A 16,730-nucleotide genomic window follows, 5' to 3' on the forward strand; every position below is an offset into this window, starting at 1 on the left:
GGGTCTTTCGAAGATGAGCCCGCTCCGCATAAGCGCAACCCTGGTCCTGGCCGCGGGGGTCCTGGCGACCGCCGGCTGCAAGACGGTGGGACCCGACTACGTCCGCCCCGAGGTCAGCCTGCCGCCCGCCTATCGCGACGCGCCGGCGTCCACCGAGACCTCGGCCTCGCTGGCCGACCTGCCGTGGTGGGCGGTGTTCGACGACCCGACCCTGCAGGGGCTGATCGGCCAGGCCCTGACCAACAATCCCGACCTCCAGGTGGCGGTCGCCCGCATCGCCCAGGCCCGCGCCCTGGTCGGGGTCTCGGCCTCGCAGGGCAAGCCGCAGCTGGGCTATCGCGGCGACGTGGGCGCCCAGTCCGCGTACTCGCCGTCCGACAACGACACCCAGGACTACAGCAGCATCGGGGGCGCGCTCGACTTCGCCTGGGAGTTCGACCTCTGGGGCCGGATCAAGCGCTCGAACCAGGCCGCCGAGGCCAGCCTGCTCCAGCAGGAGGAAATCCGGCGCGGGATCCTGCTGAGCCTGACCAGCGAGGTGGCCGAGGGCTATTTCCGCCTGCTGGAGCTGGACCGCGAGATCGCCATCGCCGAGGAGAGCACCCGCACCTACGGCGCGACCTACGACCTGTTCAACCAGCGCTTCGAGGCGGGCCGCGACAGCCGCCTGCCGGTCGAGCGCACCCAGGCCAACCGCGACGCGTCCGAGGCGCGGATCGAGGAGCTCCGCCGCCGGATCGCCGTGCAGGAGAACGCCCTGAGCGTGCTGATGGGCGCGCCGCCCGGACCGATCGCGCGCGGTCGGCCCCTGGCGGCCCAGGCCCTGCCCGCCGCCCCGCTGGGCGCGACCACCGAGCTGCTGCAGCGCCGTCCCGACATCCGCGCGGCCGAGCAGGGGTTGATGCGGGCCAACGCCGAGGTCGGGGTGGCGGTGGCCAACAAGTTCCCGCGCCTGGGGCTTTCGGCCCTGGCCGGCCTGGTGGGCGCCAATGTCAGCGGCGACACCGGCACGTTCGGGATCGGCTCCGTCGGCCTGGGCCTGACCGGTCCGATCTTCACCGGCGGCCGGCTGGAGGAGATTTACAACAACCGCAAGGCCTATTGGGACGAGACCGTCGCCCAGTACCGCCACACGGCCCTGGTCGCCCTGGGCGAGACCGCCGACGCCCTGGCCGCCCAGAAGACGCTGGTGGCCCGTCGCGGGGCGCTGGAGCGGCAGGTGGCCTCGCTGCGCCGCTCGGTCGACCTGGCCCAGAGCCGCTACGACACCGGCCGCGCCGGCTATTTCGAGGTGCTGGAAGCCCAGCAGCAGCTGTTCCCCGCCGAGGAGGCCCTGGCCCAGACCCAGCGCGACCAGCTGATCGCGGTGGTCAATCTCTACAAGGCGCTGGGCGGGGGCTGGAAGCTGACCGACGACCAATGGAGCCAGCCGCAGACCGTGGCCGCCACAGGAGGATGAGATGGGCGGAAAGGTCGCCGAACGGGTTGATCCATGTCTGGTCACCAGGCTGAGGGCGGTGGCATGCTCGCAGGCGTCCCCCGCGCAGGAGCCCGACCATGCCTGAGACCCTCGACGCCCCGAAGGCCCAGGCCGCAGGTCGCAAGCACGAGAAGTTCGAGCACCTGCTGGCCCGCGCCCAGCGGCACCCGCCGCTGGTCACCGCCGTGGTCCATCCCTGCGACGCGGTCTCGCTGGACAGCGCGGTCGAGGCGGCGCGGCTGCGGCTGATCGAGCCGATCCTGGTCGGACCCGCCGCGCGCCTGGCCGAGCTGGCGGCGGCCGCCAAGCTGGACATCTCGCCGTTCGAGCAGGTCGACTCGGCCCACAGCCACGACAGCGCCGCCAAGGCGGTGGAACTGGTCCGGGCCGGCCGCGCCGAGGCGCTGATGAAGGGAAGTCTGCATACGGACGAACTGATGGGGGCGGTGGTGGCCCGCGACACCGGCATCCGCACCGAACGGCGGATCAGCCACTGCTTCATCATGGACGTGCCGGGCCATCCCACCCCGCTGGTCGTCACCGACGCGGCCGTGAACATCAACCCGACGCTCGAGGACAAGATCCACATCGTCCAGAACGCCATCGACATGGCCCTGGTCCTGACCGAGCAGAAGGGCGAGGGGGTGGTGAAGGTGGCCGTGCTCAGCGCCATGGAGACGGTCAATCCCAAGGTGCCCTCGACCCTGGAGGCGGCGGCCCTGTGCAAGATGGTCGACCGGGGCCAGATCAAGGGCGCGCTGATCGACGGTCCCCTGGCGCTGGACAACGCCATCAGCCCCGAGGCCGCGGCGATCAAGGGCATCGTCTCGCCGGTGGCCGGCCACGCCAACGTGCTGGTGGTGCCTGACCTGGAGGCCGGCAACATGCTGGCCAAGTGCATGTCGTTCCTGGCCGACGCCGACGCCGCCGGGATCGTGCTGGGCGCGCGGGTGCCGATCATCCTGACCAGCCGGGCCGACGCCAAGCTGACCCGCCTGGCCTCCTGCGCGGTGGCGTCCCTGCTGGGCGCCGCGCGTCGGACCACCGCCGCCATCGTCTAGAGGGAGAGTCCCCGATGAGCGCCTGCCTGGCGGTCCTCAACGCCGGTTCGTCGAGCCTGAAGTTCGCCGTCTACGACGCCGGGCCCGGCGAGACCGTGCTGCTGAAGGGCCAGTTGGACGGGATCGGCGTCTCGCCGCGCCTGGTGCTGAAGGACGGCCGGGGCGAGGTGCTGGAGGAGCAGAGCTGGCCGGCCGAGGGGTTCGACCACGCCGCCGCCACCCACGAGGTGCTGAACGCGGCGATCCAGCGCAAGGGCGACCGGACGGTGCTGGGCGTGGGCCATCGGGTGGTGCACGGCGGCCGCGACTACGCCAGGCCGGTGCGGATCGACGCCTCGGTGATCGCCGCCCTGCGCGCGCTGGAGCCCCTGGCCCCGCTGCACCAGCCGCACAACCTGGCCCCGATCGAGGCCATCGCCCAGGGCGCGCCGCACGTCACCCAGGTCGCCTGTTTCGACACCGCCTTCCATCGCGTCCAGCCGCCGCTGGCCCAGAGGTTCGCCCTGCCGCGCCGGTTCCACGAGGCGGGCGTGCAGCGCTACGGCTTCCACGGCCTGTCCTACGAGTTCGTCTCGACGCGTCTGCGCGACCTGGCGCCGGACCTGGCCTCGGGCCGGGTGATCGTCGCCCACCTGGGCAACGGGGCCAGCTTGTGCGCGATGCACGACGGGCGCAGCGTGGCCAGCACCATGGGCTTCACCGCCGTGGACGGGCTGATGATGGGCACCCGCTCGGGCGCCCTCGACCCCGGGGTGCTGATCCACCTGATCGACGCCTACGGCATGGACGCCCGGGGACTTGAGGACCTGGTCTACAAGCGCTCGGGCCTGCTGGGGGTGTCGGGGATTTCGTCCGACATGCGCGCCCTGCGGTCCTCGTCCGAGCCCGAGGCGGCCGAGGCCATCGACCTGTTCGTCTATCGGGTGGTCCGCGAGATCGGCTCGATGGCCGCCGCCCTGGGCGGGGTCGACGGCCTGGTCTTCACCGGCGGCATCGGCGAGAACGACGCCCAGGCCCGCGAGGACATCGTCAGGGGCTGCCGCTGGCTGGGGCTGGACATCGACGAGGCCGCCGACCGCTTCGGCCGGCAGGCGCGCCAGATCAGCCCCCACGGCGCCCGCGCCGCCGTCTGGGTCGTGCCCACCGACGAGGAACGGATGATCGCCCGCCACACCGCCGCGCTGCTCAGCCTGGCGCCGGCGTCGAGCTGAGACCGGTTCTCAACAGGGGGGCGCTCCGAGGGTTAGCCGGCGCAGATCTCGGGTCTTACCCTAATGGCTTGGCCGACAGCTCGGCCGGACACTGCCGTCGCACGAAACAGAGGGGCGGGGGCGCCTTCGGCGGCCCTCTCCAAAAGGGCGAGGCGATGGACAAGATGGCGGAGGGGGCGATCGTCCCCGAACTCGACACGCGTGAACCCCCGGCGGGCTCCGACCGCCGCGCCTTCATGATGCGCAGCGCCCTGGCGCTGTCGATCGGCGCCCTGACCGGCTGCCAGCCCAAGGACGTCTCCAACATCCCCGCTAAGGCGCCCGGCGCCCCGGGCGGCGGCGGGGCGCCCGCCCTGGATCCCAGCCTCGACGTGGTCAAGAAGTCCAAGGGCCCGGTGATGACCACGGCCCAGGAGTTCTACAAGGTCGGTCCCGGGCCCTCGTCGTCCCACACCATCGGGCCGATGCGGATCACCTACGACTTCTATCAGCGCTGCACCAGGCTGCCGGCGGACCAGCTGGCGCAAGCCACGGCGCTGAAGGTCAATCTGTTCGGCAGCCTCAGCGCCACGGGCAAGGGGCACGGCACCGAGCGCGCCGCCCTGGCCGGCCTGGTGGGCAACGAGCCGGCCACGGTCGATCCCGCCTTCCTCGACGGCCTGGCGGCCAATCCCGACCAGACCTTCACGGTCAAGCTGGGCGGCAAGGACATCCCCGTCTCGCTGAAGGACATCGTCTACGACGCCACCAAGGGCGACTTCCACCACCCCAACACCATGACCTGCAAGCTGCTGGCCGGCGACAAGGTGCTGCTGGAGCAGGAGTACTATTCGGTCGGCGGCGGCTTCATCGAGTGGAAGGGCTACGAACCGCCCAAGAAGAACCCGCCGAAATATCCCTATGCGCGGATCAGCGAGGCCCTGGCGCACTGCAAGCGCGACAACATCACGCTGGCCCAGCTGGCCATGGCCAACGAGACCTCGATCACCGGCCAGAGCGAAGCCGAGGTGAACGCCTTCCTCGACAAGATCCTGGGGGCCATGGACGCCACGGTGAAGACCGGCCTGGCCGCCCCGACCTCGACCCTGCCGGGACCGATCAAGCTGAAGACCAAGGCGCACGACGTCTATGTCAACGCCCAGGGCCAGGAAGGCACCGCGCGCCGGGCGATCGCCCTGGTCTCGGCCTACGCCCTGGCGGGCTCGGAGGAGAACGCCCGCGGCCACCTGGTGATCACCGCCCCGACCGGCGGCTCGGCCGGGGTGCTGCCGGCCGTCATCTACTCGCTGGGTCCGGCGGGGGCGAAGATGTCGAAGGACAAGCTGCGCGAGGCCCTGCTGGCGGGCGCGGTCGTCGGCTATCTCTGCAAGCACAACGCCACCCTGTCGGCGGCCGAGGGCGGCTGCCAGGCCGAGATCGGCGTCGCCTCGGCCATGGGTGCGGCGGCCATCGCCCAGGCCTACGGCGCCCCGCCGCAGGTGGCGGCCAACGCCGCCGAGGGGGCGCTGGAGCACCATCTGGGCATGACCTGCGATCCGGTGGCCGGCTTCGTCCAGGTGCCCTGCATCGAACGCTGCGCCTTCGGGGCGGTGAAGGCCTGGACCGGCTACCTGATCGCCACCAACGAGATCCCGGTCAATCGCCGCGTGGACTTCGACAGCACGGTGGACGCCATGGCCCTGACCGCCAAGGAGATGAACTCCAAGTACAAGGAGACCTCCGAAGGCGGTCTCGCCGTCTCCGTCACCCTGTGCTGAGGCGACGATGGCGCGGCGGATCGCCAGTGCTGGCGGCGTCGGCGGCGTGATCGTCGTCGCCTGGCTGGCGACCTCGATCTTCTATTTCTACCAGTACATCCTGCGCTCGGCGCCCGGGGTGATGATGCCGCAGCTGTCCGACGCCCTGGGCCTGTCGACGGCGGGACTGGCCGCCCTGGTGGGCCTTTTCTACTACGGCTACGCGCCGTTCAGCCTGGTGGCCGGCGTGGCCATGGACCAGTTGGGCGCGCGCAAGGTCGTGCCCCTGGGCTGCGCGATCGTCGCGGTCGGTGCGCTGCTGTTCGCCACCGGCGACAGCAAGCTGGCGGCGGCCGGACGGCTGCTGCAGGGCGTGGGCGGGGTCTTCGCCCTGATCGGCGCGGCCTATATCGCCACCACCAACTTCCCCGCCTCGAAGGCCGCCACCTTGATCGGCGTGACCCAGATGTTCGGCATGGCCGGCGGCTCGGCGGGCCAGTTCCTGGTCGGGCCGGCCATCGCCGGCGGCGTCGGCTGGCGGACCTTCTGGCTGGCCATGGGCGTGGCGGGCGCGGTCATCGCCGTCCTGCTGATCCTGGTCATGCCCGGCGGCCGCAAGAGCGGGAACCGCAACTGGGTCGGCTCGGCGGCCAGCGCCATCTGGCAGGTGGGGACCAATCCGCAGTCGATCCTGTGCGGCCTGATCTCGGGCCTGTTCTTCATCCCCACCACCATCTTCGACATGGTCTGGGGCGTGCGCTTCCTGCAGGAGGCGCACGACATGCCCTACGGCGTGGCGGTGCTGCGCTCGGCCTCGGTGCCGTTCGGCTGGATCATCGGCTGCCCCCTGGCGGGCCTGCTCTCGGACCGGATGGGACGACGCAAGCCGGTGATCGTCGGCTCGGGCGTGCTGCTGGCCACCTGCCTGGCGATGATCCTGTACGGCCCGCCGAACCTGTTCCCGCCCTTCGCGCTGGGCCTGGCGACGGGGATCGCCTCGGGCGCGGCCATGCTGCCCTACACGGTGATCAAGGAGGCCAACCGCCCCGAGCACAGCGGCACGGCCACCGGGGTGGTCAACTTCATCAACTTCTCGTTCTCGGCCCTGCTGGGGCCGGTGTTCGGCGGCTGGCTGCTGGCGGCCTCGAAGGGCGGCCCGCGCGAGCTGGAGCACTACCAGGCGGCGTTCTCGCCGCTGCTCTACGGGGTCGCCCTGGCGGTGCTGCTGACCCTGCTCCTGAGGGAGACCGGGACCCGCGCCCGGTCCGCGGCGCCGCCGTCCGTCACCCCCAGTCCAGCCTGATCCCAGTCTTCGGAGGCGTGCATGAGCGACTCGATCCTGAAGCCTTCCCCCACGGCCGAAAAGGCGCCGCCGGCCTTCGCGGCGGGCCTGTGGTCGCGCGAGATCGACGTGCGCGACTTCATCCAGGAGCACATCACGCCCTATGACGGCGACGAGTCGTTCCTGGAGGGCCCCACCGCGCGCACGACCGCGATCTGGGCCCGGCTGCAGGCCATGTTCGTCGAGGAACGCAAGAAGGGCGTGCTCGACATCTCGCAGATCCCCAGCACGATCATCGCCCACGAGGCCGGCTACATCGACAGGGACAACGAGGTCATCGTCGGCCTGCAGACCGAGGCGCCGCTGAAGCGGGCGATCATGCCCAACGGCGGCTTCCGCATGGTCCTGACTTCGCTGAAGACCTACGGCTACGAGCCCGACCCGGCGGTGGTCGAGACCTTCAGCAAGTACCGCAAGACCCACAACGAGGGGGTGTTCGACGCCTATACCGAGGCCGTCCGCCGCTGCCGCTCGTCGCACGTCCTGACCGGCCTGCCGGACGCCTACGGGCGGGGGCGGATCATCGGCGACTACCGCCGCGTGGCCCTCTACGGCGTGGACCGGCTGATCGAGGCCAAGCGGGCCGAGAAGGCCGCGCTGGACGACGCCTGGTCCACCGACGAGATCATCCGCGACCGCGAGGAGCTGTCCGAACAGATCCGCGCCCTGGCCGAGCTGAAGGTGATGGCGGCCAAGTACGGCTTCGACATCTCCGGCCCGGCGACCACGGCCAAGGAGGCCGTGCAGTGGCTCTACTTCGGCTACCTGGCCGGGGTGAAGGAGCAGAACGGCGCGGCCATGTCGCTGGGCCGGGTCTCGACGTTCCTGGACATCTATTTCGAGCGCGACCTGGCGTCCGGGGCGCTGACCGAGAGCCTGGCCCAGGAGATCATCGACGACTTCGTGATCAAGCTGCGGATCGTCCGGTTCCTGCGCACGCCCGAATACGACGACCTGTTCTCGGGCGATCCCACCTGGGTGACGGAGTCGATCGGCGGCCTGGGCGACGACGGGCGGGCGCTGGTGACCAAGACCAGCTTCCGCTTCCTGCAGACCCTCTACAACCTGGGCCCCGCGCCCGAGCCGAACCTGACCATCTGGTACTCGCCGCGCCTGCCCGAGGGCTTCCGCCGCTTCACCGCCAAGGTGGCCATCGACACCAGTTCGATCCAGTTCGAGAGCGACGAGATCATGCGCCGCGAGTGGGGCGACGACGGGGCCATCGCCTGCTGCGTCTCGCCCATGCGGCTGGGCCACCAGATGCAGTTCTTCGGGGCCCGCGCCAACCTGGCCAAGTGCCTGCTGTACGCGATCAACGGCGGCCGCGACGAGGTCAGCGGCGAGCAGATCGCCCCGCCGTTCGAACCGGTCCAGGGCGACGACCTGGACTTCGAGGACGTGCTGGTCCGCTACGAGCGGATGATGGACTGGCTGGCCGGGACCTATGTCAGCGCCATGAACGTCATCCACTACATGCACGACAAGTACGCCTACGAGCGGATCGAGATGGCGCTGCACGACTACGCGCCGTTCCGGACCATGGCGTTCGGCATCGCCGGCATGTCGGTGGTGGCCGACAGCCTGTCGGCCATCAAGTACGCCAAGGTGAAGGTCGTCCGCGACGAGACCGGCCTGGTCGTCGACTACCTGATCGACGGCGCGTTCCCGGTGTTCGGCAACAACGACAACCGCGTCGACCACCTGGCCTCGTGGCTGGTCAGCACCTTCATGGAGAAGCTGCGCAAGTACCCGACCTACCGCCACGCGCGGCACACCCAGTCGGTGCTGACCATCACCTCGAACGTGGTCTACGGCCGGGCGACCGGCAACACGCCCGACGGGCGGCGCAAGGGCGACCCGTTCGCCCCGGGGGCCAATCCGATGCACGGCCGCGACACCCACGGCATCCACGCCTCGGCCGCCTCGGTGGCCAAGATCCCCTATCGCGACGCCGAGGACGGCATCTCGCTGACCACCACCCTGGTGCCCAGCGGGCTGGGGCGGACGGCGGAGGACCGGATCACCAACCTGACCGGGATCCTCGACGCCTTCTTCGGCTCGACCGGCTACCACATGAACATCAACGTCCTGAACCGCGACACCCTGCTGGACGCCATGGAGCATCCGGAGAACTACCCGTCGCTGACCATCCGGGTGTCGGGCTATGCGGTGAACTTCGTGCGGCTGACGCGCGAGCAGCAGCTGGACGTCATCAACCGCACCTTCCACGGCGGCTGACGTGGCGGAGGCGGGCCAGGACAAGGCGCCGGCCCTGGAGGCCGCCAACGAGTTCGAGCTGCGGGTCGGCCTCAGCCGGCACGTGCCCGAGATGAACATCCGCACGGGCCTGGCCACGGGCGAGATCGGCTTCCTGCACTCGTTCACCACCGGCTCGGCGGTGGACGGGCCGGGGATCCGGCTGGTGGCCTGGCTGGCCGGCTGCATGTTCCGCTGCCGCTTCTGCCACAACCCCGACACCTGGACGCTGACCAACGGCCTGCCCGTGCCGTTCGAGCGGGCCGTGGAGGAGCTGCGGACCTACGCCAACGGCCTGAAGGTGATGGGCGGGGGGCTGACCCTGTCGGGGGGCGAACCCCTGATGCAGGCCCGCTTCGTCGCCCGCCTGTTCGCCGCGGCCAAGGCCATGCGGGTGCATACGGCGATCGAGACCAACGGGTTCTACGCCGAGCGCCTGTCCGACGAGGAGCTGTCGAACATCGACCTGGTGATCCTGGACATGAAGGGCTTCACGCCGGCGCAGCACGAGCGGGTCACCGGCGTGGTCGACAATGCCCGCGTCATCGCCTTCGGCGAGCGCCTGGCCCGCCTGAAGCGGCCGATGTGGCTGCGGTTCGTGCTGGTCCCGGGCCTGACCGACGTCCCCGGCGAAGTGGCCGCCCTGGCCGACTACGCCGCCGGCCTGGGCGTGGTCCAGCGGGTCGAGGTGCTGCCCTTCCACCAGATGGGGGCCTTCAAGTGGGCCCGGCTGGGATTGGACTACGACCTGGAGGCCACGCAGCCGCCATCGGCCCAGCAGGTCGCGGCGGCGATCGGCGTCTTCCGGGCGGCGGGGCTCGACGCCTGCTAGGGCGCGCCGGCGGGCTTCAGGGTCGGCTTCTCGCGCTCCACGGCGCAGGGGCCGGTGGTCTGCTTCAGGCCCGAGGCGCCGACCGTCTTCCACGATCCCCGGCCGCTGGCCCGGTCGACGCTGAGCGTCAGGATCAGCGAGGCCGAGGCGATGACGCCCTCGAGCTTGGCGCGATCCGCCGTGCAACTGAAGACCTCGCACAGATTGGGTCCGAACCGCTTATCGGCCGGCTTCCATTCCTGCAGCAGCCGGGGCGCGACGCGGAAGGTCCGCGTGGTCTGGGTCGTGCTGTCGATCCGGCATCGCAGGATCAAGGCGTCGCTCGTCGGAGAGTCGGCGAGGGCAAGGGCCAGCAGGGGGACGAGCAGGGCGGTCGACGGCACGGGGAGCCTCCGATTTCGCCCCATCATGCGCCGCGGGGACCTAGATGCCCCTTGGGTGAACACCTGAGAGACGCTGGAGGTTTATGCGGATGGCGCTCCACCACCTTTGGGTGTCTGTTTCAGCATTGAAACGAACGGTTGGGCGCTGTTCGTGCGGGGGGAGTCCCTTCGTCGAAGGGACGATCGATCCGGAGAAACCCTCGTCCTAGTCCATGGTTGGTGTTGAGGGGCGTTGAGGGGCGAGGTTTCGCGAAGGCGACCGCGTGAGCGGGCCTGTCCCCCTGTCCTGCCGGCGGTCGCGCGCGGCTTCGGTCGAGCGCGGCGCTTGTCCACAGGGAGGGGCGAGGATGCTGCGTATTCTGATTGCCGACGACCACGAGCTGGTCCGTCGAGGTGTTCGAAACGTCATCGAGGACCATCCCGGCTGGATGGTCTGCGCCGAGGCCTCCGACGGCCAGCAGGCCCTGGAACTGGCCCTCCAGGAAAAACCCGATGTGGCCATCCTCGACGTGTCGCTGCCGATCCTGAACGGGGTGGCCCTGACGCGCCTCCTGCAGAAGGAGTGCCCCAAGATCCGCGTCCTGCTGTTCACGATGCACGACGACGACGAGACGGTCAGCAGCGCCCTGGCGGCGGGGGCGCGGGGCTATGTCCTGAAGTCCGACACCGGCACCAACCTGGAGGGCGCGATCTCGGCCCTGCACGTCAACCGCCTGTACTTCTCGTCGCCGGTCTCGGAGCTGCTGCTCTACGCCGCGCTGAACGAACGCAAGAAATCGCGGCTGGAGAGCTTCACCACCCGCGAGCTGGAGGTCGCCCAGCTGATCGCCGAGGGCAAGGTCAACAAGGAGATCGCCCGCCAGCTGAAGATCAGCATCAAGACCGTGGAGAGCCATCGGGCGGCGGGCATGCGCAAGGCCGGGGTGCGGACCGCGGCGGCGTTCGTCCGCTTCGCGATAAAGCACAAAATGATCCAGGCCTAGGTCGGCGCCAGGGTCGCCTCCGGGTTCGGCCTGATACCCCCCTCGCCGCGATCTCGAAACACTTCGCGTGTGCGGAGGCGATCGGTGACCAAGCAGATTTTCAAGCCGCGAGGCCAGAACACCACCCGCGCGATCGCGGCCAACGTGTTTTCGCTGTGCTTCCCTCTGTTCCTGGTCGACGCGGTGCGGCGGGTCCATCCCGTCGCGCTGCAGCAGTTCCACCTGCTGCCGCCCGACGGCGCGGACCTGGCGCCGGGGCTGCTGGAGGACGACCCCCGCATCGTCATCGCCAGCGCCTGGATCGACCTGACCGACGGCCCCGTGGTGCTGCACCTGCCGCACACCCACGGGCGGCATTTCGACCTCACCCTGATCGACACCGCCGGCGAGCCGTTCGCCAGCCTGGGGACCCGCACGGACAACGACGACGGCGTGGACGTCGCGGTGGTCGGCCCGCGCTGGAGCGGCGAGGTCCCGCACACCCACCTGGCCCGCCGCGCGCCCAGCGACGCCTGCTGGGCGGTCAGCCGCATCCACGCCCATTCGCCGCTGGACCGCCCCGAGGCCGAGGCCGTCTCCCGGAACCAGCACGTCAGCTCGCTGGGGCGGCGGGCCGAGCATCGCACCGACCACGTCACCAGCCTGGAGCCGCCCGCCGTCTCCAGCCTTCGGCAGGTGATCGAGCTGGGGCCGGCCGTGTTCTTCCATCGCCTGGACTCGGTGCTGGATCGCGCGCCGATCGGCTTCGAGCGGTCGGTGCGACCCCTGATCGACCAGTTCCGCCGCGACCTGGACGGACCGCCGCCGGTCTCCAGCTGGTCGCCGGACCTGGCCGAGGCCCTGGAGCTGGGCTTCGCCGACGGGCTGGCGGCGATCCGGGCCGCGACGGCCGCGATCTCGGAGAGCCGGGGCATCGGCTGGCACGCGGTGGCCGTGCCGCAGCACGACGAGTCCGGCGCGTCCCTGGCCCAGGCCGGCCGCGCCTATTCCAGTCTCGGCGCCCCCGCCCGCGAGGAATTGCTGACCCTGGTCTGCGAGCACGACGGCCACGGCCGTCCGCTGCGCGGCGACCGCAGCTCGCGCCTGCGCTTCCCGCCCGACGGCCTGCCGCCGGTGCGCGGGTTCTGGCGACTGCACACCCGCCCGACCGCCTCGGGGGACAAGCGGCACGGGATCGGCGACCGCAACGACCTCAGCCCCGACGACGACGGCGCGCTGAGCCTGATCATCCACGACCTGCCGCCGGCCCCGGGCGACCTGGGCAACTGGCTGGCCGCCCCGCACGGCGAGATGTGCCTGATCATGCGGCTCTACGCGCCGCGCGGCGAGGCCCTGTCCGGCGCCTGGCGCATGCCGCCGATCGAGATCGTGGACCTGGACGTGGACGGCTCCAGGCCGGGGGTCGCGCCGTCCGAAAGTCTTAAGCCAAACAGGAGGACTCCGTCGTGAGACCACTGCCCTTCGTCGCCTGCTGCGTCCTGAGCGTCGCGGCGGCGGCCTTACCCTCCCTGACCCTCGCCCAGGCGACGCCAGCCCCCGCGGCGCCGAAGCCCGCCGCCGCGCCGGCGGCGACGCCGAACACCGGGCCGGCGACGCCGACGGTCGAGCCCGAGGCGCGCCAGGCGCTGGAGCGGATGAGCGCCTATCTCGGCACGCTGTCCAGCTTCGAGATCAAGACCCAGACCACCGTCGACGTCATCACCGAGATCGGACAGCGCGTGCAGATCGACGGGTCGGCCCACTACAAGGTGCGTCGCCCCAACGGCTTCGTCATCGACGTCGTCACCGACATGAAGACGCGCAGCTTCTTCTACGACGGCAAGTCGTTCACGGTGTTCTCGCCCCGGCACGACTACTACGCGACGGTCCCCGCGCCGGACACCATCATCAAGACGCTGGACGTCCTGTGGGACCAATTCGGCCTGGCCCTGCCGCTGGAGGACCTGTTCCGCTGGAACGACACCAAGAGCCGGCGGGCCGAGGACCTGAGCAGCGGCTTCCTGGTGGGCCCCGCCACGATCGACGGGGTGCTCACCAACCAGTACGCCTTCCGCCAGGGCGAGGTGGACTGGTCGGTGTGGATCGAGCAGGGCGACCGCCCGCTGCCGCGCAAGCTGCTGATCGTCGATCGCTCCCAGGCCGAGCAGCCCGCCTATGTGGCGCGGCTGGCCTGGACCCTGAACCCGACCTTCCCGGCCGACACCTTCACGTTCAAGGCCGGTCCCAACGCCAAATCCATCCGCATGAGTACGCTCGAGACCGATACCGGGAGCACGCCATGAAAGTCCGTATCCCCCATGTGATCGCCATCACGGCCGGCGTCGCGGCCTCGATGATCATCTATGTCGACGCCGCCGACGCGGGGCGGGGCGGCGGCCGCGGTGGCGGCGCGCGCGGCGGCGGCATGAGCAGCATGAGCCGAGGCGGCGGCGGGGGCTTCAGCCGCGGCGGCGGCTCCTCGTCGTTCGGCGGCGGCAGCCGGTCCAGCTACAACCGGGGTTCGTCCTCGGGCAGCAGCTTCAGCCGGCCGTCCACCGGCTCGCGTCCCAGCGCGGGGACGCGTCCCAGCACCGGGGCGGGGGCGGGGGCGGGCGGCGGCCTGGGCGGCGGCGCGGCCCAACGGCCCAGCGGCGGGTCCGGGCTGGGAAGCGGGGCCGGCGCCGGCTCAAGGCCGTCCACCGGCTCGCGGCCGTCCACGGGCGATCGGGCGGCGGCCGGCGGTCGCACCGATGCGGGCGGCCGGGGCGATCGCGGAGACGGCGGCCGGGGCGACCGGGGGGATCGCGGCGACAGGGGGGATCGCGGTGATCGCGGCGACCGTCCCGACCGCGGCGACAACACCATCGGCGGCGGCGACCGCAACACCAACATCAACAACAACACCAACATCAACATCGATGACGGCTGGGGCGGCTGGGACGACGGCTTCTATCATCCGATCGCGGCCGGGATGGTGATCGGCGCCACGGCGGCGGTGACCGCGGCGGCCCTGACCCCCTACCCCTATTACGGGGCGGCCTACTATTCGCTGCCGGCCGGGTGCGGGGGCTATCCGTACTACGGCCACTCCTACTACCGCTGCGACGGATACTATCTGGAGCCGCGCTACGAGGGCGACACGATCGTCTACGTCAACGTGCCCGATCCGGCCTCGGCGGAGGGCAAGGCCGCCGCCCCGGGCAAGACGACCTCGTCGGCGCCCACGCCGACTCCGACGCCGACCAACCCGCCGCCGACCCAGCCCTAGGGCGGCGGGGCGGGCGGCGGGGCGGACACCGGCGGCGGTCCCAGGATCGCCTTCAGCGAGAACGCATCGGTCGAGGTCGGGATGGTCAGCAGCATCTGCAGGCCGATCAGCCAGGTCACGATCGACACGGCCGCCAGGGTGAAGCGCACCGAGGTCTGGCGGAAGACCTGGCCGATGCCGCCGAAGAACATCGCCGTGGCCAGCACCACGCCCGCGCGGTTGTAGGCGTAGGAGGTGCGGCTGGCCGCCTCGCCCAGGGCGAACTGGGTCTCGGCCTCCTTCTCGGCGCGTTCGGCCTCTTCGAAGCCCGGCGTACGGTAGCCGGTCATGGCGAACGGGGTCGGCGGGGCCTTGGGGTCGTCCAGCGGGCGGGTGGCCAGCCAGGCCTCGAACTGGTCGTGGAAGTTGGCCGGCATGCGGGTGCGGTAGAACTGGGCCAGGGCGTCGTTGCCCCGGCTCTTGGCCTCGATCCAGTCGCTGAACAGGTCGATCTGCACCGAGCGGACCATGTCGCCTTCGAACCGGGCCCGCGAGGCGGCGCCGCGTTCGAAGTTCGCCCGGCCGAAATGCACGCTCTGCATGCCGTTCCAGATCGCGCCCTGGTGACTGGCCCACGACGCCATCAGTCCGGCGACGGACAGGACGACGGCCGTGACCGTCTCGACCAGCCTGGCCCCGGCCGAGGTTTCGGCGTTGTCGTTGGCGTCGGGCCGACGGGCCATCCTTGGCTCTCCCTGAGGGTCTCAAAGAACGGCCCCGCACGCGTGCGGGGCCCAGTAAGGAGGTCTGGAAACCTCCTAGTCCGCCGTCTGAGGGGAGGAGGGCGGACGGTTCAAACTCGCGCCCGGCGGAGGCCGTGACGATCCGTGATTACCCTGACGTCGAGGGCGGAGCCGCCCGGGCTTGCCGGCTCGCGGCGACGACGCCGGGAAGCGCACCGTACCGGCCCCGGCGGGCAGGACGGCGACCACGACCGTGCCGGTTCCGGGGCAGGTGATCTCGATCCGCCCCTTCAGCTGGGCCGCGCGGGCGCGCATGCCCGCGATGCCGACCCCGGAGTCCAGGCCGGCGCCGTCGCCCCGCAGCAGGGCCGCGACGCCCTTGCCGTCGTCGCTGACCCGGACGGTCAGGACGCCGCCGTGGCTGATCAGCTCGACGTCGGCGTGCTGGGCTTCGGCGTGGCGGTAGACGTTGGAAAGCGCTTCCTGGACGATGCGGTAGGCCGCGTGCTGGACCGGCGGCGGGGCGGCGTCGACCGGGCCGCGGGTCAGGAAGCTGGCGGTGAGACCGGTGCGGGCCCCGAAGCCGTTGACGAAGCCGCGCACCGCGTGGGCCAGGCCGTTCTGCGCGAGGCCCGCCGGCTTGATCAGGTAGGAGAGGACGCGGATCTCCTTCATCACCTCGCCGACCGAGATCTCCATGTCGTCCAGCACCGCGTCGGCCTTGTCGCCCGAGACCAGGGGCCGCAGGCGTCCCAGCGACAGGTTGAGCGCCGCCAGGTGCTGGCAGGTGGAGTCGTGCAGCTCGATGGCGATGCGCACGCGCTCCTCCTCCTGGGCCGCCAGCAGGTCGCAGGCCCGCGCCGGCGACGGCCGCGCCTTCGGCAGGGGCAGGTCGTCGTGCACCACCACGAACGCCGGCTGGGGACTGAACGGCAGGGGGCTGATCCGCACATGGCGGCGGTGGGGCAGCTCGCTGTCCGTCACCGTGTAGTGGTGGGTGAACGAGGAACTGCGACCGCTCAGCAGGTCCTGGACGCCGTTGCGGAACGCGCTCCGTCCCAGGACCGGGCTGATCCGCGTGCAGAAGTCCAGATAGGGCTCGCCCAGGCCGGCGTGACGCGACGCGCCCGAGCGGCGTGCGGCGTCCCTCCAGGCGGGATTTACCGCGATCACCACGCCGGCCTCGTTGATCAGGGCCGTCTCCTGGACCAGCGCCTTGGAGACCGTGGCCAGAAGCCTGGCGGCGGCGCGACTGGCGGGCTTCAGCATCGGGACGGAGTCGAACGAGGCCTGCACCGGCGCGAGGGCCGATCTGGCCCGCCGCAGCATGCCGGTCACCGCCAGCCCGAGGGCGGCGGGCGGGGCGGGCGACGCGATCCCCTGATGGCCGCCGAACAGGGGCCACAGCAGCGGCAGCGTCTGGTCGAGCCGATGGGACATCTCAAGCGTCCTTCCACTGGCCTCTCCCGACAGAAAG

Annotated in this window: 14 protein-coding genes; 11 read left to right on the forward strand and 3 right to left on the reverse strand. The window is 71.0% G+C overall.

Annotation, left to right across the window (positions count from 1 at the left end):
- Window positions 1-13: 13 nt before the first annotated feature.
- From WAE60_RS11995 to pflA, 7 genes are all read left to right on the forward strand, one after another.
- Window positions 14-1,459 (forward strand): efflux transporter outer membrane subunit, encoded by a 1,446-nt coding sequence (locus tag WAE60_RS11995; RefSeq protein WP_337686666.1) that lies wholly within the window; start codon window positions 14-16, stop codon window positions 1,457-1,459.
- Window positions 1,460-1,557: 98 nt separating this feature from the next.
- Complete coding sequence (locus tag WAE60_RS12000; RefSeq protein WP_337686668.1) at window positions 1,558-2,541, forward strand: phosphate acetyltransferase; 984 nt, start codon at window positions 1,558-1,560, stop codon at window positions 2,539-2,541.
- A gap of 14 nt (window positions 2,542-2,555) precedes the next feature.
- On the forward strand, window positions 2,556-3,752 hold the full coding sequence (locus WAE60_RS12005; protein ID WP_337686669.1) for an acetate/propionate family kinase: 1,197 nt from the start codon (window positions 2,556-2,558) through the stop codon (window positions 3,750-3,752).
- Window positions 3,753-3,907: 155 nt separating this feature from the next.
- Window positions 3,908-5,509, forward strand: a complete 1,602-nt coding sequence (locus WAE60_RS12010) for an L-serine ammonia-lyase (RefSeq protein ID WP_081916524.1) — start codon at window positions 3,908-3,910, stop codon at window positions 5,507-5,509.
- Between the two features lie 7 nt (window positions 5,510-5,516).
- A complete protein-coding gene (locus WAE60_RS12015; protein ID WP_337686670.1) occupies window positions 5,517-6,791 on the forward strand; it encodes an MFS transporter in 1,275 nt (424 codons plus the stop codon).
- Window positions 6,792-6,812: 21 nt separating this feature from the next.
- Window positions 6,813-9,068, forward strand: a complete 2,256-nt coding sequence (gene pflB, locus WAE60_RS12020) for a formate C-acetyltransferase (protein WP_337686671.1) — start codon at window positions 6,813-6,815, stop codon at window positions 9,066-9,068.
- 1 nt (window position 9,069) lies between these two features.
- Window positions 9,070-9,918 carry a pyruvate formate-lyase-activating protein gene (gene pflA, locus WAE60_RS12025; protein ID WP_337686673.1) on the forward strand — a complete coding sequence of 283 codons (849 nt, stop codon included), beginning with the start codon at window positions 9,070-9,072 and terminating at the stop codon, window positions 9,916-9,918.
- Here the strand turns inward: pflA and WAE60_RS12030 are convergent.
- Window positions 9,915-10,301: a hypothetical protein gene (locus WAE60_RS12030; protein ID WP_337686675.1), complete on the reverse strand. Its 387-nt coding sequence runs from the start codon at window positions 10,299-10,301 to the stop codon at window positions 9,915-9,917. The genes pflA and WAE60_RS12030 overlap by 4 nt on opposite strands.
- Window positions 10,302-10,648: 347 nt before the next feature.
- On the opposite strand from WAE60_RS12030, the gene WAE60_RS12035 reads away from it, so the two are divergent.
- The 4 genes from WAE60_RS12035 to WAE60_RS12050 all read left to right on the forward strand — a co-directional run bounded on the left by WAE60_RS12035 (window position 10,649) and on the right by WAE60_RS12050 (window position 14,531).
- Window positions 10,649-11,284 (forward strand): response regulator transcription factor, encoded by a 636-nt coding sequence (locus tag WAE60_RS12035; protein WP_029908072.1) that lies wholly within the window; start codon window positions 10,649-10,651, stop codon window positions 11,282-11,284.
- An 84-nt stretch (window positions 11,285-11,368) separates the two neighbouring features.
- Entirely contained in the window at window positions 11,369-12,733 is a 1,365-nt protein-coding gene (locus tag WAE60_RS12040; RefSeq protein ID WP_337686676.1) for a DUF1254 domain-containing protein, read from the forward strand.
- Window positions 12,730-13,566: a DUF2092 domain-containing protein gene (locus WAE60_RS12045; RefSeq protein WP_337686678.1), complete on the forward strand. Its 837-nt coding sequence runs from the start codon at window positions 12,730-12,732 to the stop codon at window positions 13,564-13,566. The genes WAE60_RS12040 and WAE60_RS12045 overlap by 4 nt, the downstream gene beginning before the upstream one ends.
- Window positions 13,563-14,531, forward strand: a complete 969-nt coding sequence (locus WAE60_RS12050; RefSeq protein ID WP_337686679.1) for a hypothetical protein — start codon at window positions 13,563-13,565, stop codon at window positions 14,529-14,531. Before WAE60_RS12045 ends, WAE60_RS12050 begins: the two co-directional genes overlap by 4 nt.
- Here WAE60_RS12050 and WAE60_RS12055 read toward each other — a convergent pair.
- Both WAE60_RS12055 and WAE60_RS12060 read right to left on the reverse strand, forming a co-directional pair.
- A complete protein-coding gene (locus WAE60_RS12055; protein ID WP_337686680.1) occupies window positions 14,528-15,253 on the reverse strand; it encodes a hypothetical protein in 726 nt (241 codons plus the stop codon). The two genes, WAE60_RS12050 and WAE60_RS12055, sit on opposite strands and share 4 nt — an antisense overlap.
- A 75-nt stretch (window positions 15,254-15,328) precedes the next feature.
- Window positions 15,329-16,693 carry a sensor histidine kinase gene (locus WAE60_RS12060; protein ID WP_337686682.1) on the reverse strand — a complete coding sequence of 455 codons (1,365 nt, stop codon included), beginning with the start codon at window positions 16,691-16,693 and terminating at the stop codon, window positions 15,329-15,331.
- Window positions 16,694-16,730: the final 37 nt, after the last annotated feature.

This window comes from Caulobacter sp. CCG-8 (assembly GCF_037402475.1).
Classification (GTDB): Bacteria; Pseudomonadota; Alphaproteobacteria; order Caulobacterales; family Caulobacteraceae; genus Caulobacter.